Origin of the sequence: Enterococcus sp. 9E7_DIV0242, from assembly GCF_002140975.2 — a bacterium.
Classification (GTDB): Bacteria; Bacillota; Bacilli; order Lactobacillales; family Enterococcaceae; genus Enterococcus_L; species Enterococcus_L clewellii.
In genome coordinates, this window is record NZ_CP147247.1 from 398145 (window position 1) to 421351 (window position 23207).

Annotated in this window: 3 protein-coding genes; 1 reads left to right on the plus strand and 2 read right to left on the minus strand. The window is 41.9% G+C overall.

Annotated features, from left to right (window positions below):
- Positions 1-50: 50 nt before the first annotated feature.
- Positions 51-12203 carry a non-ribosomal peptide synthetase gene (locus A5888_RS02040; RefSeq protein ID WP_086347598.1) on the minus strand — a complete coding sequence of 4051 codons (12153 nt, stop codon included), beginning with the start codon at positions 12201-12203 and terminating at the stop codon, positions 51-53.
- Positions 12204-12245: 42 nt separating this feature from the next.
- The gene (locus tag A5888_RS02045; RefSeq protein WP_086347599.1) at positions 12246-21980 is read right to left on the minus strand and encodes a non-ribosomal peptide synthetase; all 9735 of its coding nucleotides are present in this window, start codon (positions 21978-21980) and stop codon (positions 12246-12248) included.
- A 518-nt stretch (positions 21981-22498) separates the two neighbouring features.
- Here A5888_RS02045 and A5888_RS02050 point away from each other — a divergent pair.
- Positions 22499-23200 (plus strand): 4'-phosphopantetheinyl transferase family protein, encoded by a 702-nt coding sequence (locus A5888_RS02050; protein ID WP_086347600.1) that lies wholly within the window; start codon positions 22499-22501, stop codon positions 23198-23200.
- Positions 23201-23207: the final 7 nt, after the last annotated feature.

Genomic DNA, 23207 nt, shown 5'->3' on the forward strand with positions numbered 1-23207 from the left:
ATGAATTCGTTTCGGCGGACGACAGAGGGTCCAGCCGCCGAAACGAGTTATTATTTCTCTTTCAGTGAACGAATAAACTGTTTCAGCTCGAAATCAAGCGTTTCAATCAGTTCTTTTTCTGCACCACTTTTACACTCTAGATTTGTCAAAATAATTTGGTCTGTTGTGTGAAGAATATTTGCTACTTTTCTACTATTGGTTGTTCCAACTGCTTCGTCATTTGCTAACAGTTGGCGTTCATCGAACAAGCTGTTTTCCTGATCAAACATCATCAGGAAATTGACGATTTGTGTTGGTAAATCAGCTAAATCTATTCTATTCACGATTTCTGCTACATTCGGGTATTGTTGCTGCAATGCTTGATTTTCCATTAATGTCAACAGATGTACATGATGTGCACTCATATAGCTTAGACTATTTCGACTTTTTTCAGTCAATGATTGTGTTTGTCCCGCTTTCACTGTTAGCGGCAATAGATCTATATAACTGCCGATTTGTTCTGTAAACTGCTGTTTTCCATAACTTCTGCCAATTTGAATCATCAAAAGCGGAATATCGATAGTTGAGAACGTATGTCTCAAAGCACTCAGATACAAATGCTCAGCTAAACGGAAACCTTCATCCTCTGCTAATGCATACTTAGACATATCGTGATGATAAGTCACCCAGGTATGGGCAGTTTTCGCTTTAGTTGTTTGGTAATCGGTCAAGGCTCGATCGAAATCAGAAAGTTCCATTGCCTCAATTAGTTCTGCTTCAGTAGCGGATACAGGTCCCGCTTCCAGAAGCTGCGTGTAGTCTGTATAGTGCGCAATTTCAGCTGCTATTGGGTTGTCCATCGCTAATAACTCATGGAACCTGGCGTTGAGAATCTCGCTACTAAAGCCATCAAAGACCAAATGAGATACCGGAAGCAGGACTTCATATTTTTGCGCATGCCATTTTACAACAAATAAATGATGCGTCAAATCGTCATGAATAGGATAGTCAGGATTGCTGTAGCATTCAATCTGTCCCTCGATTTTCTTAAGATGCTGTGCTCTTTCTTCTGCCGGATAAACAGAAAGGTCAATGAATGGAATTGTCTGGATTTGTGTTGATTCCATTAATTTCATCGTTCCTTGTGCCGGATCGATCTGGCTACGCAACATCTCTTGTTCTTGTAGGAGCGTGTTCCAGATAGTAATAAACTGCGCTTTATCCCACGAACGATTTACCTGAATTCGTCCAAAAGAACCCATGACATCCATTGCATATAAGGCATTTTGAGAGGCAGACAGGGTTGTAGTCAACGCAGTGTCTGCTGAAAGGACCTCCTCACTATACTTCACAGCTTGGCTTAATGCCTGCTGTAGTTGTTCATCAATTGATACCGCAGTTTTTAAGGATAGCTCAGTCGCATCTGCTGTTTCTACGCTTCGAGCTGCTTCAGCTTGAAGCTCCGCTAGTTTATTTCCAAGCTCCTTCACGCTTCTGTATTGGAAAATATCTCGGACAGATAGCTTTATTTGTTCCTTCGTCAATAAGGATAAAATACTGATGGCTTTGATTGAATCGCCGCCAAGCTCAAAGAAATCATCTGTTCGGCTGATTTGTGGTACACTCAAAACCTTTTCAAACATTGCCGCCAACATCTCTTCATTGCTTCCAATAGGAGCTTCGTATTGTCGATCAGTTTTCAGTTCTATTTGAGGTAAGCTGTGCTTGTCTACTTTCCCAGTAGCAGTTACCGGTATTTCGTCTAATTGCATCATATAGGATGGCACCATGTAATCAGGCAATTCACTTCGTAAAGCTTCGCGCAGTTGTGGCAACTGCAGGTTTTCTTGGCTGACCATGTAGGCGTGGATAGCAGATTCTCCAGTATGATCTGGTTTAACAACGACTGCGGCATTCTGGATATGTGTTTGCTTCCGCAGGACACTTTCGATTTCTCCAAGCTCCACTCTTAAGCCGCGAATTTTCACCTGATCGTCCATCCGACCCATATATTCCAAGACACCGTTTGGTAACCAACGAACGAGGTCACCGGCATGATACATCTGACCAGAACCGAATGGATTTGGTACAAACTTTTCAGCGGTCAATTCAGGTCTATTCATATACCCGCGCCCGAGGTTTTCCCCTGTAATACACAGTTCTCCCGGCATACCTACACCACACAGTTGTCCCTCATTCAAGACATAAATTTGGTTATTCGGTACCGGTTTTCCTAACGGAATATAGCTACTGTCAGTGACTTCATGTGTCACGATCAGAACGGTTGCTTCTGTTGGCCCACACATATTGAATATTCGAGCATCCGTGTGTCTGCGCATTTGCTCATACAAGGCGCCTGGGAAGACTTCTCCACCTAAAACGATGGTTGTCAAATGACGCATATATGCACAATTTTCTTCATCCATCATGAACATTTTCATTTTAGACGGAGTCGTTACCATTAAGTTTGCTTTACTTTGTTCGACCAGTTGAGCCAGAAGTGCCTGACTTTCCTGCTCTTCTTCGTCTGCCAAGACAATCTTGATTTGATTCAAGAGTGGCAAGAAGCTTTCTTTGATAAATACATCAAAACAGTAGGTTGTCACAGAAATAAAGGTTGGTTCCGGATGGCTCAGCATGGAATCTCCAAAGGCCATTTTTCCTGTACAGTAATTGACAATATTTCGATGCTCCAACATAGCCCCTTTTGGTTTTCCAGTTGTTCCGGACGTATAGAGACAGCAAAACAGATCTGTCGGTTGATTGACCCCAGGTAGATTTTTTGTTGGTAATTGAGCCAATTCGGGATTCTCGTATAAATCGATCACCGGAATCTCTGTTACTATTGGTAGGACACGATGTGCCGTCAAAATGGCTTTCGGTTGACTATCTTCCAACATATAGGTGATTCGTTCCTCTGGATAACTTGGATCGATCGGCACATAGGCACCGCCGGCTTTAATAACGCCTAGCATAGCAACCAAAAGCTCTACACTTCGAGCAGTGAACAAGGCCACCCGGTCATCTGGCTGAAGGCCCATTTCACGAAGTTTTACAGCTAACTGATTTGCCCGCTGATTCAACGCGTCATAAGTGATTTCTTGCTCTTTAAAGACAAGTGCAGTTTTTTGCGGTACTTTCGCTACTTCTGCTTCAAACAATTCAACCATTGTTTTCCCTTTTGCATAAGGTGTCTCTGTATCATTGAAGGTCGTCAGAACAAGCTGTGTTTCAGCATCATCCAATAAGGATAGTTGACGAAGGGTTTGGTTCGGCTCCATCAGCATGGCTTGAACAAGCTGCTTCATTCGTTTTACAATCAATTGAATTTCTTCATTTTTATAAATAGCTGGATCATAGAGCACTTCGATCGTTAATTGCTCATTCATGAAGACTTTGACCGTGATCGGGTAATTCGTTTGCTCTCTAACTGCTTTTGTCTCAAATGCAGTTCCCTGTTCTACAGATTGACGAACCGTTTCATCAATGTAGTAGTTTTCAAAAATGAACAACGTTTTGAATAGCTCAGAGCCCAAACTACTTTGCTGTTGCACCTCTGCTAAGGAAAGGTAATCATAGCTACTGCTTTCAATGGACTGCTGCTGCACCTCTTTTAAAAGCTCAAGGAGGGATCGATCTTTTTCAGCAGTTACACGAACAGGAACAGTGTTGATAAATAGTCCGACTGCTTTTTCGATGTCTGTCAGTGGCACATTTCGTCCGGAGACAACTTTCCCGAAAACAGCATCCTTTGTATGATTTAGGTAATGCAGGGTCAATCCCCAAGCGGTTTCCAAAATGCTGCTTAGTGTTAGTTGGTTTTTAACAGACAACTCTTGTAGTCGTCCACTCTCTTCTTTCGTCAACATGACCTGTGCAGCCGCTACCTGCTCTTGGGTCTCTTCCCTCCCCCCTAGCATTGGGATGATTTCTGCTGTTTCTGAGTAATCGACCAGCAACCTTTGCCAATAGCTAAGTGCCTCTTCTTTATCTTGTGCTCGCTGCCAATGAATATACTGTTGATAATTGGGTAGCGTAGCCTCCTCTGCCTTCGCTTTTTCAGCTAAAGCAGCCATTGCCCTACCTTCTGCGAGTGCTTGATAGTTTTCCATAAAATCCTTGAATAAAATCGGGAAACACCAGCCATCTAAAATAATATGATGGGCACTCCAAATCAATAAGGTCTCCTCTTTAGAACGCTGAACCGTCAGTCGTATCAAAGAATCTGTGTCAAAGTCAAAACCTCTTTCGACATCGGCTTCAATCACTGTTTTACGTTCGTTTTCTGTTTCCGATACATCGATCACAGTTGCTTCCAGTTCCAGTGTTTTCATCACAGCCTGGACTGGATGGATCAAGTCTTTAAACACGATTTTTGTTCTTAGAACAGGATACTTGTACTGCAATAACTTGAAGCTTTGGCGCAATGTGTCTATATCTGCTGGAACAGTCAAGCGGAGAATTTGCTGCATGAAGTATTCTCCGGAGCGTTCATTTTTTAGTCGATGATACAAAATACCTGACTGCATCGGGCTTAACGGATAAACCGCATCTACCTCATCTAAGTCGACTTGCTGTTTTAGCAGTTCGAACTCTTCTGCTGGCATATCCAGACTAAAATCAGAAGCAGTGAGTACGCGTTCTTTTTGAGCCAAGCAATGCTTGGTCAGCTCATGAAGGCTATTTTTGAAATTATCAGAGAAATCAGCAATAGCCTTCTCCGTATAGTTAAGCGCATCGTAGATCATTGTGATTTTCAATTGCTCATCGATGATCGAACAATTAATCGTCAACGGCTGATCCATCTTATTTTGACAAGAAATGTTATCGCCCGTGCTATAAATAGATTGCTGGAAGAAAACCGAAGCTTCCTGCTTATTGTTCCCAAGATAATTAAAGGCGATTTCCGTCTGGATTTCCGGCAGCTCATACTCGCTGTTATAACGGATGATGCCATAGCCTAATCCATTATCAGGTACTTTTCTTAGCATCTCTTTCGTATGGACAATCGTCTCTTTTAGAGTCTCTTGGTTTGTTAATACCAATGGATATAAGCTGGTAAACCAGCCCACTGTTCGATCGATATCCGGAGAATTCGGTATTTTTTCCCGACCGTGACTTTCCAATTGTACACTGATTTTATCTTTTCCAAGCCATTGAGAAGCAGCTTGGCTTAAACCAGTCAATAATAAATCGTTGATTTCCGTTCCATAGGCTTTCCCTGCTTGATAAAGGAGTGCTTCAGTAGTGTCCTGCCCTATTTCCAGATGTGCTTCCTTGTACATCGGCTCAACTTCAGTATTTGAAGTTACAGTAACTGTCTGCATATCAGTGATTTCTTCTGCGATGTTCTCCCAGAATGGCACTTCTTTTTTGAGCTCAACACTTTGACTATGCCTTTCTAAAGCAGTCGCCCATTGATCGAACGCAGCAGTTTTTTCAGGTAATTGAACGGTTCCTTGCTGTAGCAGCTGCTGATAGCTTGTCGCTAAATCTTCTAAAATAATCTGCCAAGATACTGCGTCTACAACCAAGTGATGAATGCAGATAAAGAGTTCATCTGCTTCTTTAAGGCGATACAGTACGGCTTTCACCAACGGGCCTTTTTCAAGGTTCATGCTAGATTGGATACGTGTATTTCCTTTTTTAATTTTTTCTGTGACGTCTATTTCTTTTCGCCAGTCTACAGTTTGGACTTCTACAAGTAAGCTGTCTTCTGTACTCTGAATGCGTTGTTGCCCATTTTTATACACACTTCTTAGTTGGTCGTGGTGTGCGACTACTTTATCAAAGGCTGCTTTCAATACCACATTATCCATCCGTTCAGCTGCTCGCAACATCAATGACTGATTGAAGTGTTCCGGGTGTTTATGAGCTGTTTGGAAGAAGTGTTTTTGTACAGGTGTCAAGGCAACAGGACCCGTCACTTCTCCTTGCGCATATACAACTACTGCGGCTTTGGTGATCCGCAGAGCAATCGATTGGACTGTATAAAGCTGCATGATATCCTTCACGCTGACTTCAAACCCTTTTTCTCTCATTTTTGAAACGGCTCGAATGGCTTTGATTGAATCACCGCCAAGTTCGAAAAAGCTGTCCGTGATGCCAATTGGTGATACGGCTAGCACCTCTTCAAAAACAGTCACAAGAGCGTGTTCCATGTCATTGCTCGGTGAAACATACGCTCGTTCTGTCGAAATTTCTATTTGAGGTAATCGGCGTTTGTCAACCTTTCCTGTTGGTGTTACAGGAATCTCCTCTAGCTGCAGCATATAAGGCGGCACCATAAAATCAGGTAGTTCTTGTCTCAATACTTCGCGCAAGTGAGATAGATCAAGAGTCTCAGGACTGACCAAGTAAGCATGGATCGCCGGCTCCTCTGTATGATCCGGTTTAACGACAACTGCAGCATTGGTAATGCGAGCTTGTCTGCGTAGTACACTTTCAATTTCTCCCAGCTCAACACGCAAGCCGCGTATTTTGACCTGATCATCAATTCGACCCAAGTATTCTAAATCACCATTTGGTAACCAACGGACGAGATCTCCTGCATGATACAACTGGCCGGGACCGTACGGGTTTGGTATGAACTTCTCAGCAGTCAGCTCCGGACGCTTCATATAGCCTCGTCCAAGATTTTCTCCAGCAATACATAATTCCCCTGGCATACCTACACCACAAAGCTCGCCATGATCCATCACATAAATCTGATTGTTCGGCACAGGTTTTCCTAATGGGATATAAGCACTGTCAGTCACTTCATGGGTTACAATCAGAACGGTTGCTTCTGTCGGCCCACACATATTGAAAATTCGCGCATCTGTTTGTCTACGCATCTGCTCATACAAACTTCCCGGAAAGACCTCTCCCCCTAAAATAATCGTTGTAAAATGGCGCATGTAGTGACAATTGGATTCATCCATCATGAACATTTTCATTTTAGATGGTGTTGTTACCAGCAAATTCGCTTCATGCTTCTCTACAAGCTGTGCAAGTAAATGCTGACTCTCCTGCTCCTCTTCATCAGCCAAAACGATTTTAATCTGGTTCAGCAATGGCAAGAAGCTTTCTTTGATAAAAATGTCAAAACAATACGTCGTGACCGAAACAAAGGTTGGGTTAGGATGGCTCAAGAAAGAATCCCCGAAGGCCATTTTTCCAGTACAATAGTTCACGATATTTCGGTGCTCCAGCATCACGCCTTTTGGTTTACCTGTTGTTCCGGAAGTATACAGACAACAAAATAAATCTGTTGGGGTATTCACTGCTGCTAAATTACTGACATCCGGAACCTCTGTACAAGTATCAGGAGTTGTGACCTCAATAACTGGGATAGTAACAGCCAACGGCAATTCTCTATGAGCAGTCAAAACGGCTTTTGCTTCGCTGTCCTCCAACATATATTGGATGCGTTCTTCCGGATAGCTTGGATCGATCGGTACATACGCTCCACCAGCTTTGATGACTCCTAACATAGCCACAAGCAACTCCACACTTCGAGCCGTGAAAAGAGCTACACGATCGTCCGGCTTGATTCCTGTTGAACGTAAATACCAAGCAAGACAGTTCGCCCGCTGGTTCAACTCTCTGTAAGTTACTTGCTGCTCTTTAAAGACGACAGCTACCTTATCAGGTGTCCGTGCAGCTTGCTCTTCGAAGAGTTCAACGATCGTTTTTCCTTTTTCTGAAGGAGTCTCTGTATCATTAAAGGTTTGAAGAACAAGCTGCTGCTCTTCAAGTGATAAAGCATTCAACGAGTGAATCGAGCGCTGGGCATTGTGAGTAACCTCCTGTAACAGCTGCTCATAATGAGCAATCATATAGTGAATCGTTGCTTCATCAAATAAGTCAGTCGCATATTCAACGCTTAATTCGTAGCCTTCGTTTTTCTCAATTAGATTGAATGTCAGATCAAACTTGGCAGCTGGATGGTTCAAGGTCAACTCCTCGACCTCAATGTCCTTCAAATGGATAGTGGCAGATTCGTTATTCTGTAGAACGAACATGACATCAAACAAGGGATTCCTAGAGAAATCTCTAGCTAATGCCAAATCCTCTACCACTTCCTCAAATGGATATTCTTGATGCTCATAAGCTTTCAAGCTTTCCTCTTTGATTTCACGTAAGAAGGTATCAAATGATTTCTCTGGTGTTGGTTTCCCTCGCATGGCCAGTGTATTAACAAACATACCAAGGATTTTCTCGGTATCCTTATGCGTTCTTCCGGAAATCGAGGTTCCGACAATAATATCTTCTTGGCGACTATGCTTGTGAAGCAACAGCATGCATGCTGAAAGTAAAACCATATATTCTGTTGCTCCATGGGCTTGCGCCAATTGCAGTACACCATTTTTTAGCTCAGGTGCCAGTGTTTTTTTGAGCATAGCCCCACGGTAGGTTGGCTGCAAAGGTCGTGGATGATCTAATGGTAGATCAAGGACCGGCAGCTCTCCGCTAAAGTGTTCTTTCCAGAATTCTTGCTGTTCTGCCAATCCTTTCTCCGCAAACCACTGACTGTAATCCTTATAGGAAACCGTAAGTTCAGGGAGCGTAGCGGAGGAATCGTTATATAAAACGGAAAATTCTTCAAACAATTGATTGATTGAAATTGCATCTGCAATGATATGGTGAATATCGAAAAATAAGACATGTTTTAGCTCTGATAGAGTCAGCAAGCGGCCTCTCATCAATGGTGCTTGAGAGAGATCGAATGGTTGAACAAAATGATCAAACAGCTGTGCCAGTTCCTTCTCCTCTAGTGTCAACTCATCATGCGTAAAGGCTAGTTCTGTCTGTTCATGGATTTTTTGAACAGCTTCTCCGTTGATCGTATGGAAGCTGGTTCTTAATATCTCATGGCGCTGTACTAATTGTTCAAACACAGCTTTTACTTTCACTGCATCTACTGGACCATCAAAGCGAATGGCCGCGGGTAGGTTATACGCAACACCTAAGTCATTTAACTCGTTCATAACGTAAATTCTTCGCTGTGCAGAAGACATTGGATAATACTCTTGCACATTTGCTTTAGGAATTGGCTGATAATCTGTCTCCTGCTTTTGCTGCTGCACGACCTCGCTTAATTGCTCAACGGTCGGCGAACTGAAAAGCATCCGCAAAGGCAAACGTACCTTCGTTGCAGCTTCCAGTTTATTGATTACTTGAGTTGCGCGAAGAGAATGACCACCGATTTCGAAAAAGTTATCCGTGATACTGACAGCTTCACTATTCAGGACTTCCGCAAAAATATCAGCAATAATCTGTTGCAGCTCATTGATAGGTGCCACACGTTCCTTGTCTTCTGATAGCGTATGGATCTCTGGTAATTCACGACGGCTGACCTTTCCTGTTGGCGTGACCGGAATATGCTCAATTTGCATCATATAAGGTGGGATCATAAATTCCGGCAGCTCTTCTCTCAACACCTCACGAATATGTTGGAGGTCGATTGCTTGTTCAGATACCATATAGGCGTGGATTGCTCGGTCTCCATTTCGATCATTTTTAACGATAACCGCTGCATTACTGATCGCTTCCTGTTTTCGAAGAACACTTTCAATCTCGCCTAACTCCACTCGGAAGCCACGAATTTTCACCTGTTCATCAATTCGACCAAGGTACTCTAAATCCCCATTAGGCAACCAGCGAACTAAATCACCTGCATGATACAGTTTACCTGGACCATAAGGATTTGGGACAAATTTTTCAGCAGTCAGCTCCGGACGTTTCATATAGCCTCGCCCAAGATTTTCTCCGGTAATACACAGCTCTCCCGGCTTTCCAATCCCACAAAGCTGTCCGTTATTCATCACATAAATCTGGTTGTTTGGGACGGGTTTTCCTAATGGGATGTACCCACTATCGGTCACCTCATGCGTGACGATCAGAACGGTTGCTTCTGTTGGACCACACATGTTAAATATTCGCGCATTTGTATTTTCACGCATCTGCTCATACAAAGTACCGGGAAAGACCTCTCCCCCAAGAATGATTGTCGTCAAATGACGCATGTAGCGGCAGTTTGATTCATCCATCATGAACATTTTCATTTTGGATGGTGTTGTGACCAGTAGATTTGCTTGATGCTTCTCTACGAGCTGAGCCAACAAGTATTGACTTTCTTGTTCTTCTTCATCTGCCAGAACGATCTTGATCTGATTCAATAAGGGCAAAAAGCTTTCTTTGATAAAAATGTCAAAACAATACGTTGTGACAGAAACAAAAGTCGGATCTGGATGACTTAAAAAGGAATCCCCAAAAGCCATTTTCCCAGTACAGTAGTTCACAATATTTCGATGCTCCAGCATCACGCCTTTCGGCTTACCCGTCGTTCCGGAGGTATACAAGCAACAGAATAAATCCGTTGGTGCATTTACCATAGGAAGATTTTGACAGGGGTGATCGGTCTCGATAGTACTAGATAAGTCAATAAGTGGTAGCTCTGTTTTTATTGGAAATGTTCGATGGGCGGTCAAAATGACTTTCGTTTCACTGTCATCCAACATATACTGAATCCGATCCTCTGGAAAAGTTGGATCAATAGGCACATAGGCTCCACCAGCTTTGATCACGCCTAGCATAGCAACTAATAGCTCCACACTTCGAGCTGTAAATAGTGCCACCCGATCATCCGGTTGAATGCCCAGCTCACGAAGCTGAATGGCTAAATGATTGGCTCTTTGGTTCAAGTCCTGATAGGTTACTTGTTGCTCTTTAAAAATCACTGCTACCTTCTCAGGTGTCTTCGCTACCTCGGCTTCAAATAGTTCAACCATGGTTTTACCCTTTGCAAAAGGAGTTTCAGTCTCATTGAATGTGTAAAGAACTTTTTGCTTTTCAGACTCTGTTAAATAAGGCATCTGCGTAATTTCCACTTCTGGATTTGTCGCCGTTTGAATCAGGATCATCTTAAAGGTTTCCAATAGTTGCTTCATCTCTTCGCTGCCATACATTTTAGGATCATAAAGAGCTTCTAAGCTTAGCGATTGTGTATCAGCTGCATGGTAAACTTTCATGGCAAGAGGGTAGTTCGTTTGTTCACGCATTGAATCAGGAACCACCTCGATATCCCTCATTGTTTCTTGAAAAGCTGCTGCATCGAAATAGTTCTCATACATGAACAGCGTTTTGAATAAGTCACTACCGAGCTCGCTTTGCTGTTGGACGTCAGCCAGTGAGAAATAATCGAACGTACTACTAGTTGTGGCTTGCTGCTGTACACTTTGAAGCAGCTGAGCCGGTGTTCGCTGATTTCGGGCATCTACTCGAACTGGAATCGTATTGATAAAGAGACCTACGGCATCCTCGATCCCTTTTAGCGGCGCATTTCGCCCAGACACGATTTTTCCGAAAACAACATCCTCTGTCCAATTATACTTTTGCAACGTGATTCCCCACGCAGTCTCCATGAGCGAGCTCATGGTGATCTGCATAGAGAGTGTTGCTTGATGAAGCGTTTGGCAAACGGCTTCATCAAGAGTAACTTTTTCAGTTCGAACCTGTTGTGTGTCAGCAGGATTGCCTGTATACATTGGGCGGATCTCAGCAACCTCTGAATAATCAGTTAGTGTTTCTTTCCAATAATTCATGCCAAGCTCTACGTCCTGCTGCTTTTGCCAAGCAACATATTCTTTGAAAGAAAATAATGTCGCTTTCTCTTGCTCAGCTTCTGCGTTGAGTACCTCAAAGCTTTTGCCAGCTAGCAAGCTATTATAGTAATGAATAAAATCCTTGAACAATATGGAGAAGCACCAGCCATCAAGAATAATATGATGGGCACTCCAGATCATGACAGTCCTTTGTTCACTCAGGCGGACAAAGCTGACCCGAAGAAGTGAATCTCTCTCCAAATCAAAGCCTCGTGCAATATCTGCTTCCTTAATCGATTCCAAGCGTTGTTGCTGGATATCTTCTTCGTATCCGCTTAAATCAATTGTGCTTGTTTCTTGTTCTTTCTCGTTCAAAACGATTTGTCTAGGTTTGGCCGCTTTCCTATATAGAAAGATGGTTCGCAAACTTTCATATTTTCTATTTAACAACTGAATGCTTGCCAGCAGCTTTTCTTCATCGATCGTCCCATTCAATTGAAAACTTTGTTGCAGAAAATACTCACTGGATGTTTCATCTAATAACTTGTGATAAATCATGCCAGACTGCATTGCTGTTAAATCATATATCCCTGCGACATTCTTGTTGATTGTCCGCTGCTTCATTTTTTGTACCATGAGCAATCCCCTCTCGATTCCAAACCTGTTCCATTCCTTCAATTAATCCAATAACGTATTCAATAAGTCGATTTCATCAGCTTCCATATCGAATATGTCAAAGTCTTCCGCTGTTCTTAATGATTCTTCCTGCTTTAAGCAATGATCAATAATCTGCAGCAGGGCTTTTTTATATTCTTCTTGTAAGGCCTCAATCTCTTCAGTAGAGAACACCTCCGTTACATAATCAACAAGCAATTGAACCTCTGTGCTAGTGAAAGCAACAGTCAATTCTAGCGCTGTGTAGCTTGGTGTGTATACCTGTTTCATACCTACTGTTTTATGGAACAGCTTCTCTGTTTCTGAATCCAGAAACGCTTGTTCCGGATCTTTTGAACGGAATAGAACTGGGTTGGTCAACTCTAAAACTTTTTCCTTGTCTGTTTGCTGTCCTCTTCGCATATACTCTTTTGTTTGGAGGATCGTTTCTGTTGTGTTCAATCCATTCTGTAATTGGATGGATTGAAGCTCTGTAAATTGTCCGATGGTTCGATCGAACCTCTCGGCCTCATGATATCTACCGTTTTTGTCGAGAATCACTTCTACTGCTTCTTGCTGCTGCCACTCCTCAAAGGCTTCAGCAAGGGCAGATAAAAGTAATTCCTCCGTTGTTGTTGAATAGGCTTGATTTGCCACTTCCAATTGCTCAATGAAATCTGTCATTGGCCAGCATTTCTGCGCATGACTTCTAGGGCCTGTTTTTCTCTTTTGCTTCGTTGTTTCTGATAGTAGTAACGATGTTTGCTGTAGCGGATTGGCTTCGATCCAAGTACTGAAGGGCCATGTTTTTTCCGGAAGGATCGTTTGCCCGGTTTCTTCCAATCCTCTGTAAATTGCAATCAAATCTTCAAGTAAAATCTGAACAGATCGCTCGTCTGCGATGAATGGCGATATACTAATTACAAGATCACTTTCTTCAGTGAATTGCAGAAAATGCCCATTTAGCAAGATATCTCTATTTTGTTGAGCAAGTAATTTTTGCTCATTTTCTACTTGTGCCAATACCGCTTGACGATCTCCTTCTTGGCAAATCGTTGCTACAAGCTCGAATGCGTTTGTTTCGGCAATCGCTTGAATTTCTTGTTGGTCATTGACGTACTTTGTACGCAGCATGTCATGGTGTCGAATCAATCCATCAAAGGCAGCAGCTAGTAATTGGTTATCCAGCACACGATCAAAGTGTAAATGAAGCACATGGTTTTCGATCATTGGTGCCTCTAGTAAATGCCTTTGAGCGGTAGATAATAAGACTGGACCACTTTGCTCTTCCTGTGATGCTACGGAATTACTTCCACTACTTGTCTGCACCTGCTGACTGATTTGTTCAATCGTCGAGTACTGAAGAATATCTTTGACTAAAATCTCATACCCATTCTCTCTGATTTTTGCTGCGATACGAATTGCTTTGATAGAATCGCCGCCAAGGGATAAGAAGTGTTGGTTTGTTCCAACTTCTGCCAGCCCCAATACCTCTTGGAATACATAAACAAGCTGCTCTTCTATAGCATTTTTGGGTTGAACAAGTGGTTCGTTCCCTACAGTGTCGATTGCTGGCAAAGCTTTTTTATCTAATTTTCCATTAGGTGTTACTGGAATCTCATCAAGCTGCATAATTGCTGCAGGAATCATATATTCAGGTAGTTGTCCTGCAAGATAATTCCTAAGCTCCGACAATGATACGTGTGAAGGGCTGACAAAATAGGCGGCTAATTGCGGCTCTTGATTTGAATGGTCTACAATGACTGCAGCATCTTGGATAAAGTCAGCACTTCGCAAGATACTTTCTATTTCACCTGGCTCAATACGATAGCCCCTGATCTTCACTTGCTCATCTACACGACCGAGGTATTCTAAATTGCCATCAGGCAGCCAACGAGCCAAATCACCGGAGCGATAGAGCTTTCCTTCTCCAAATGGGTGGTCAATAAATGCGGCGGCTGTTTGTTCCGGACGATTGAGATAGCCCCTCGCCAGACTGATGCCACTGATGCACAGTTCTCCGATAATCCCTACACCACAAAGCTGTTCTCCTTCTACGATATATACCTCTACATTTGTGATCGGTTTACCGATCGACAGTTGTTCCGGCAGCTCTGTAACGGTAGTACTTTCCTGTTTTCGATAAGACCAGCTTGTTGTATAAACTGTTGCTTCTGTTGGTCCGTAAGCATTCAGATAGTGTTCGATTGTATTTCCGCTTTCTGCTGAAATGATCTTACGCGTCGCGACAGAACCACCTGTCATCACAGTAGCCACATTTCTGATTTGGATGCTGGCTGCATATTGTGGTGGTAAAATGGCAAAGCTGATCTGTTCTTCTAAATAATTTTCGATCACCGTTGGATTTTTCAATTGGTCTGTATCGATAAGGTGAAGCGTTGAACCGTTTAGAAGTGCTGTAAATATTTCGAGTGCCGAAGCATCAAAAACATAGTTTGAGAATTGGAGCATCTGGTCCTCATTAGTGAGACCTAACGACTCATGGAAATACTGTTTCACATTGAGTATTCCCTTGTGCTCAACCAACACCCCTTTTGGCTTGCCAGTCGTTCCAGAAGTATAGATACAGTACAGCAAATCATTACTTTTATTGATCCTCGCTGGGTTTTCTTTACTGAAGACATCGAACGTCTCCTGAGTAGCAGAAACCACCGGTATGCCATAAAGCTCATTTGGAAGGTCAAAGGTTGTCAATATGACTTTGGGCTGGGCATCAGTCAAAAGATATTTTTTGCGCTCCTCTGGTGCATCCGGATCGATCGGCACATAGGCTCCACCCGCTTTGATGATTCCTAGAATACTTACAAGCATCTCAAAACTGCGATCCGCAATGACAGCAACCAAATCATCTCTTTCTATCCCCCTATTTCTCAAGTAGTGGGCGATTTGGTTCGCTCGTTGATTCAATTCACCATATGTGAGCGTTTGTGAATGATAAACTAGAGCAGCCTGATTGGTGACTTGTGTTACTTGCTCTTCAAAGCTTGTGACCACAGTTTGTTCTAAATCAACGACTGCTTTTGAGCCGTTGAATTGCTTCATCACAGTATTCTTTTCTTCCTCATCGATCAACACAAGCTCTTTGATTGCTTTATCCGAATGATCAAGTGCGTCTTCCAATAAAACAAGGAAATGTGCCAACATATAGCTGATGCTTTCAGCTTGGAACAGCTCTTTCGCATATTCAATGATCAGTTGGTAATCTGTAGCAGTTTCCGTAAAACGGAAAGACAAATCAAATTTTGAAATCGTTCCTGCCGCTTCGATTTCTCTACCAACATGACCATTTAATGAAATCTGCTCTTCCTGTTGATTTTGATAGACGAACATTACATCAAATAATGGATTTCTTGAACGACTTCTTGGAAGATCCAGCATTTCCACGATAGATTCAAATGGAAACTCCTGATACTCCAACATTTGCAGGTTTTGTTCCTTGATTTCGGCGAGGAAGGCTGCAAATGTTTTCTGTTTCTCCGGCTTGCCCTTCAATACGAGTGTATTGACGAACATACCAAGCATAGTTTCAGTATCTGCATGTGTTCGTCCAGAAACAGATGTCCCAACGACAATCTCCTCTTGCCTGCTGTACTTATGCAAAAGAATCTGATAAACAGCTAGCAGGATCATATATTCTGTCGTGCCTGTTTTTTGTGCCAGTTTTGCCAGCTTCGTTTTCAAGGAGCCGTTGATTCGTGTAGCTAATGTTGCCCCGGCAAAGGTTTGCTGCTGAGGACGGCGATAATCAAGAGGGAGCTCAAGTACTGGAAGTTCGCCTCCTAATTCGTTCTGCCAGAACTGTGCGTGCTCTTCCATAGAACGGCTATTCAACCATTCACTGTAATCCTTATACTGCAATTCCTGTGCTTCTAAAGTTTGTCCATTGTACAGTTCTGCGAACTCCTTTAACAGAATCTGTACAGATAATCCATCAGCGATGATGTGGTGGATATCCAATAAGAACAACGAACCACCGGAAGGATCAGTAATGATCTTGACTCTGAATAACGGACCCGTTTGCAAGTCAAAAGGTCGAATAAATGCTTCTAGTGCGTCTTGGTGCTCTTCATTTTTCAAACGAGCAGTTTCAACGGTAAAAGCGACAGTTTTCGGTTCAGCTATTTTTTGCAGTACTGTTCCATCTGCCCCTGTATAGAAGGTGGTTCTCAATGCCTCATGCCGTTCTATTAGCTCTTCAAAACAATGGGCCACCTTTTCCGGATCAATCGACTGTTCAAAAGCAAGGCCAACTGGAATATTGTACGCAATCCCGGTTTCATCAAATTCATGAATCACATAGAGTCTTCGCTGTGTGGATGAAGCAGGATAAGCGTCATGCTTTTCAGCTTTTTCAATTCGTTCATAAGACTGTGTTGAAGCCGTCTGAAGTGTTTCAACGATACCTTCAACTGTCGGGTTCTCGAAAAAGTCTTTCAATGGTACCCTGGCATTTAATTTTGCTTCTAATTTATTTAGCAGCTGCATTGCTTTTAATGAGTGACCACCGTAGTCAAAGAAGTTCGCTGAAATGCTGGTTACCTCTCGATTTAGAACCTCTGAAAAGACAGCGGCTATCTTTTGCTCTACAGCTGTTTTTGGAGCAATCCCTTGTTCTTCCGTTTGGGCAGCAATCGCAGGTAGTGCTGTTCGGTCAATTTTCCCTGTAGGCGTGACGGGCATTTCCTCTAGTTGGAGCATCAAATCAGGGAGCATGTATTCAGGTAATTTTTTACGCAGCTGTTTCTTCAGCTTATTGAGATCAACGGTTTTTTCATCCGCAAGATAAACAGCAATTTTTTGCTCGTCAGTTAAAATGGTCACAGCCTGTTGAATCGTTGTTACACTCAACAGTGTATTCGTGATTTCTTCCAGCTCTACTCGGAATCCACGTAGTTTTATCTGGTTGTCTACACGCCCTAAGAAATCAATTGAACCATCAGAACGCCATTTAGCTAAGTCGCCTGTGCGGTACAATCGACCAACGGGTGAGTCAACAAATACGCGTGCTGTCAGTTCAGGATTTTGCCAATAACCTTTTGCTAAACCTGTTCCTCCAATGCATAACTCGCCCTTCATTCCGATTCCGCACAATTCGCCCTCTTCTGATAAGATGTAGGCGGATGTTGTTGGAAATGGCTTGCCGATCGGTACGACTGCATTCAGCTCTTCCTTTTGGATGGGATGGACGGTTGAAAAGGTCGTTCCCTCAGTTGGTCCGTAGACATGGAGCAAGCGAGTCTGTTGATTTTTTTCAAGAAGCTGACCAACATGACGCTCTGATAACTTCTCGCCGCCAAACAGTAAGCAATTCAGCTGGTCGAAGACACGAGGGTCAATGTCAATATGCTGATTAAACAATGCAGTAGTCAGAAACATCGTGTTGATTGCATGTTGTTCAATGGTCTGCTTTAATAATTTACTATTCAAGAAGGCTTCTTTATCTGTAAGAACCAACGTTCCGCCTTTCAGCAAGCTTCCCCAAATCTCAAAAGTTGCTGCATCGAAGCTAAGTGAACCGGCTTGCAGCATGATAGTCTCGTTGGATAGTCCAACTGGCTCTGATTTCTCAAGAAGGTGGAAAACGTTTCGCTGCTCAATCATCGTACCTTTGGGTTTTCCAGTTGTTCCGGAAGTATACATCAAATACAGCAGGTCATCCTCTGTACTGATAGGTTTTGGATTTTCTGTAAGACCTGCTTCGGTAAAAATCGTATCTAGTGAAAAGACAGGCATCGAAAGGTTCATTTGAGTAGTAAAGCTTGTTGTTGCTGCTATTGCTTTGGCTTGACAGTCCTCGAGGATATAGGCAATTCGCTCTTTCGGGTAATCCACATCAATTGGTACATATGCCGCACCTGCCTTCACGATTCCGAGAATACCAATAATCGTTGCCGGTGCTCTTCTTGCTTCCACAGCAACAAAATCATTGGCACTAATTCCCGCAGCCCTTAAATCAGCCGCAAGACGATTGGCTTTTTCATTTAATTCCTGGTAGCTTAGGGTTTGGTCTTTATAAACAAGGGCTTCTTTATTAGGAAAAGCTGTTGCTTGTTGTTCAAAGATTTCAGCAATCGTCTGGTTGCTGTACTCAGAAACCTCTTGAGGCTTGTTAAATACGGTCAGAATTTTTTGCTTTTCTTCTTCATTTACAGCTGTTAGCTGAGCTAATTTCTGCGTATCATCGGCTGTCGCATTTTGAAGGAGTACAAGATAATGCTGCAGCATCTGCTTCATTGTTTCTTCCTTAAACAAAGCTGTCCGATAATCCAACGACAGTTCGTAGCCTGCAGCTGTCTCTGAAATACTGAACGTCAAATCAAATTTGGCTCCTTGCTCTTCCATGGTGGCAGTGACTATTGACGCATCTCCCCAAAGCTGCTCCGGTTGCTCGTTGTTCTGTAGAACAAACATGACATCAAACAGTGGATTTCTGGATAAATCTCTTGGAATAGCTAAGGCTGCCACTAACTCGTCAAAAGGAAATTCTTGGTTTTGATAGGCCTGCAAACTTGTTGCCTTCATTTCTTCAAGGAAGCTGCGTATCGTTTTATCTCCTTGAGGCCGTCCCCGCATTGCTAAGGTATTGACGAAAATTCCTTGAACCTTTTCTATTTCCTGATGGGTCCTACCCGAAATCGAGGTTCCGATGACTACATCTTCTTGTCGGCTGTATTTACTAAGCATAATCATGCAAATACTTAACAAAACCATATAATCTGTTGTACCAGTTTTCTCAGTCAGCTTTTTCAACGCACTTCTGGTTTCATTTGGAATAGCCAACTTTACAGTATGTCCTTCAAAGCTTTGTCGGGCAGTACGTTTGTAATCTAATGGGAGATCTAATGATTCGGGAATCTCACTGAATTGTTCCACCCAAAACTGCTTCTGTTGGTCTAGATTTTGTTTTCGCTGCCATTCACTGTAATCTTTATATTGTACCGGTAATGGAGCCAAGGTATGCTCACCATACAGTGCAGAAAACTCTTCTAACAAGGCATTCAATGAGCTTCCGTCTGAAATAATGTGATGAATATCAACAAACAGACAGCTTTTTTCTTGGTCTGAAAGAAGCTTCACTCGCATCAATGGGGCCTGTCGCAAATCAAATGGACGAATAAATGCGTTGAAACGTTGCTCTACGACAGTGTCAGAAAGTGCTGCTACCTCTTCCTCCTCAACGACTGCATCCATCGCCTCTTTGATTACTTGAACGCTCTGACCATCAATTGTCTGGAAGGTTGTTCTTAAGCTGTCATGACGATCGATCAGCTGTTGGAAAGCTTTTGTCAGTTTCTCTTTTTGTAGTCGTCCACTGAATGTCAGCAATACAGGGATATTGTAGGACAGTGCTGTATCATCTAGTTCAGTAGCAATATAAACTTGTTTTTGTGCAGAAGATAATGTGTAGGTTTCTTTTTCTTCAACCACTGTAATCGTATTTCTTTCCTGTTTCGCGCCTGTCTCAATCTGCTTGCTGATTGCTTCAACTGTTGAATGTTCATAGATATCTCCAACAGACAATCGAACACCAAAGGCTGAATCAATGGCATTGATTAGACGAGTCAAACGCAATGAATGGCCGCCAGCCTCGAAGAAGTCTGTTTGTTTCCCGACTTTTTCAGCTTTTACTATCGTTTGGAAAAATTGTGCAATTTGTTTTTCAATCATTGTTTCCGGTGCAGCAAAGGTATTGCTTTCTTTGATTGGGATCATTTCTAAGGCTTTTCTATCTACCTTTCCATTGACAGTCAAAGGCAGTGTTTCCAGCTGGATAATATTTGCTGGAATCATATAGTCCACTAGTCGTTTCCGTAATTGTCGTTTCATTTCACGAATATCAATAGTCTCTTTGCTGGTAATAAAGGCTGCGATACTTGTTTCTCCCTGTTGGTCTTCACGACTGATTGCAGCGACATTTACGATTGCCGGATCATTTAGAAGAGAATGCTCAATTTCTTCCAGCTCTACCCTCATCCCTCGGATTTGAACCTGATTGTCGCTTCGTCCGACATACTCTAATTCACCCTTATGGTTCCATTGAACGATATCGCCTGTTTTAAGCATTCTTCCTTCACCAAATGGATTCGGAATAAATCTTTTTTCATTCAACTCCTGTAAATTCAAGTAACCATTAGATACTGCCATTCCCGTTACGCATAACTCTCCAGGCATGTACAGTCCATTGACCTTGTCGTTGTTCATGATATAAACCTTGCTGTTTGCAACAGGCTTCCCAATCGGGATTTTCTTCACTTCTTCCCCAGGCTGATGCTCCCATACACTGATTACCGTTCCTTCAGAAAGACCGTAGGCATTGTAATATTTAGCTCCTTGTGCCACCATACGTTCTGCCGCTTCTTTATGACAGGCAGAACCGCCCGTCTCTACCATACGTACCGAATCCGGTAGCTGTACATAATCACAATAAATTGGAGGAAGCAAACACATTGTTGCTTGAATGTCATGAATAAATTGATTAAATAATGGAATATTTTTAATGACCTCATCTGTTACAAGATACAAGGTAGCACCTGAAAGTAAAGTAGTTGTAATCTCGCTGATTGCTGTACTGAATGTGATTGGAGCAAATTGCGGGACACGGTCATGCTCATTTAGCTTAAGGAAATCAAAAGCATTGAACTCACAATAATTGACAATCGCCCCATGATTGATTTTGACGCTTTTCGGATTTCCGGTGGTTCCTGAGGTATAGATAAGGCAAAGCGTATCGTCTGATCCAGCTTGACTTACAGGGTTTCCTGCATTCCCTTCGTATAGTGTTGGATCATTCAAATCGACGATTGGACAAAATACGTTCAATTCTTCTGGGCATCCTGTGGAAAGAATCATTTTTGCTTGACTATCCTGCATCATATATCGAAGACGATCGATTGGGAAAAGTGGATTCATAGGCACATAGGCCGCACCACTTTTTAGTACACCAAAAATTGAACAAATCAGTTCAATGCCTCGAACGGCCATAATAGCAACATAATCCCCGGCCTGTATATTTTGTTTTTTTAGAAAAGCAACAATCTGGTTGGAGCGTCGATTGAACTCTTCAAAAGTGACTTCCTCACCTTCATACACAAGCGCAGTCTTATTGGGGAACTTCCTGACAGTGTTTTCGATGATTTCGTGAACACAAGCATCTCTGGAAAAGTCATAATCTGTTTGATTGACTTCCTCTAGTAAGTCTCGTTCTTTTTGAGAGACAATATCGTAGTCAGAAATATTTTTTTCGGAATCTGATAAAATAGCTGTTAGTAATGTTTGGAAATGCAGATGCAAAATATCAATTTCTTCTTTTTCGTATAGCTCAGCAGAGTAGCGATAATCGATCAGCAGCTCATTTTCAGATACTTCGCGTAGCTGTAACATCAATTCAGAAAATATTTCTTCTTCCAGTGGTTCTTGCTCAGTTAACCAGACGATCCCTCGAACATGCTCATTTTCTTCTTTTGTTGTGGTGGCTTCTATCCATGTTAATGAGCTTAAGCTAGTCAACAGTTTGTCTCCTTCTGTCATCGTATAGCTCAATGTTCCAGAATAGTGATTTTTTTGGAATAGATCCATTGAGTAGGCTTCGTTTCCTTTTGTTTTACACATAAGAAGCAGGAAAACTGCGGAAAGAAATCGGTTTTTTGATACTCCGGCCTTCTCACTTAATTCAATGACTTTCTTCCCATTTAACTCGATACGTTTGTTCTGTTCCCATAAGTACTGGTTACTGCTCATTTATCCATCTCCTTTTTTGTTCAATCCTGTTACACATAAATTTTTTTCAAAAATAAAAAATAAGTCCTGTGTCATTGATTTTATGTGTAGAAAATAACTATTTGCCATCTTTAACGATCCCTTTGAAGTGACGAATAACATTGTTTAATTAAATTATGTTTTGCTCACAAATATATGTTTTTAATTTAAAAATTTCATTATTTATTTTTAATAAAAACACCTTTTTTATATTACTGTTTTCAAAGGATAGGACATGTAAAAATGACAACCAAACATTTACCAAACGTTATTTTACATTTGATAAACTAAAGTATACATAAAACGAAAATGGAATTCAATACAAAATTTGTATTCTTGGGTAAAATAACACTTTTAAAGTGTAAAAAATACTTTTTATTAAGACGTGAATTGCCGGTGTTTTCGAGAGAACCTATTTGCAGGGTTTGAACGAAATATTATTGCTTTTGGTTTTATTTATATTATAATTTGTTATAAGTAGTCTGAAGGAGGCAAAATAGATGATTCAACTATATGCGATTGATCTGAATAACTTTGAACCAACAACCAATTATGCACGCTATTATTCATTGTTGGAGCAGGAACGATTATTTCGCATCCAACAATTTCAATTTGAAAAAGATCGAACAGTTTGTACAGTTTCCGGATTATTGTTTCAATACATTGCTCGATGCTGTTTTCAACTGAAGAAACAGGAAGCCTGTCTAACCTATAATCAGCAAGGTAAACCTTTAATGTTAAACAGTCCATTTCATTTCAGTATTTCTCATTCTGGAGACTGGGTTCTTTGTGCTTGGAGTGACCAGCCTATTGGAGTGGATGTTGAAAAAACAGAGAAAATTATTGATTATCTAGATATTGCCAGACTTTTTTTCCATCCTACAGAATATACAACGATTCAACAGCTGAGAAAGGAGCAACAACTAGCCTATTTCTACAGAATATGGACAGTAAAAGAAAGCTACATAAAATACTCTGGTGAAGGTCTGAGTCGTCCCCTCTCCTCCTTTTGTGTAAACGAAGATGAGGATGGCTTCACACTCTCTAGCCTACCGGAGTCTTGTGCACTTCAATCAGGCTGGCTTGATCTGAAACACCCGTATTCAATCTGCGCATCAGACAAGATGACTGGGTTTTGCATAGATTACATTTCTCCAGCCATTTTTCTTTCCGAATTGGATCAATTGTTAAAAGAAGAGTAGAAAAAAG

Bases quoted from the DNA above. Each gene is read 5' to 3' on its own strand.
- A5888_RS02040 (WP_086347598.1), bottom strand. From the start codon at position 12,203: ATGGTACAAAAAATGAAGCAGCGGACAATCAACAAGAATGTCGCAGGG.
- A5888_RS02045 (WP_086347599.1), bottom strand. From the start codon at position 21,980: ATGAGCAGTAACCAGTACTTATGGGAACAGAACAAACGTATCGAGTTA.
- A5888_RS02050 (WP_086347600.1), top strand. From the start codon at position 22,499: ATGATTCAACTATATGCGATTGATCTGAATAACTTTGAACCAACAACC.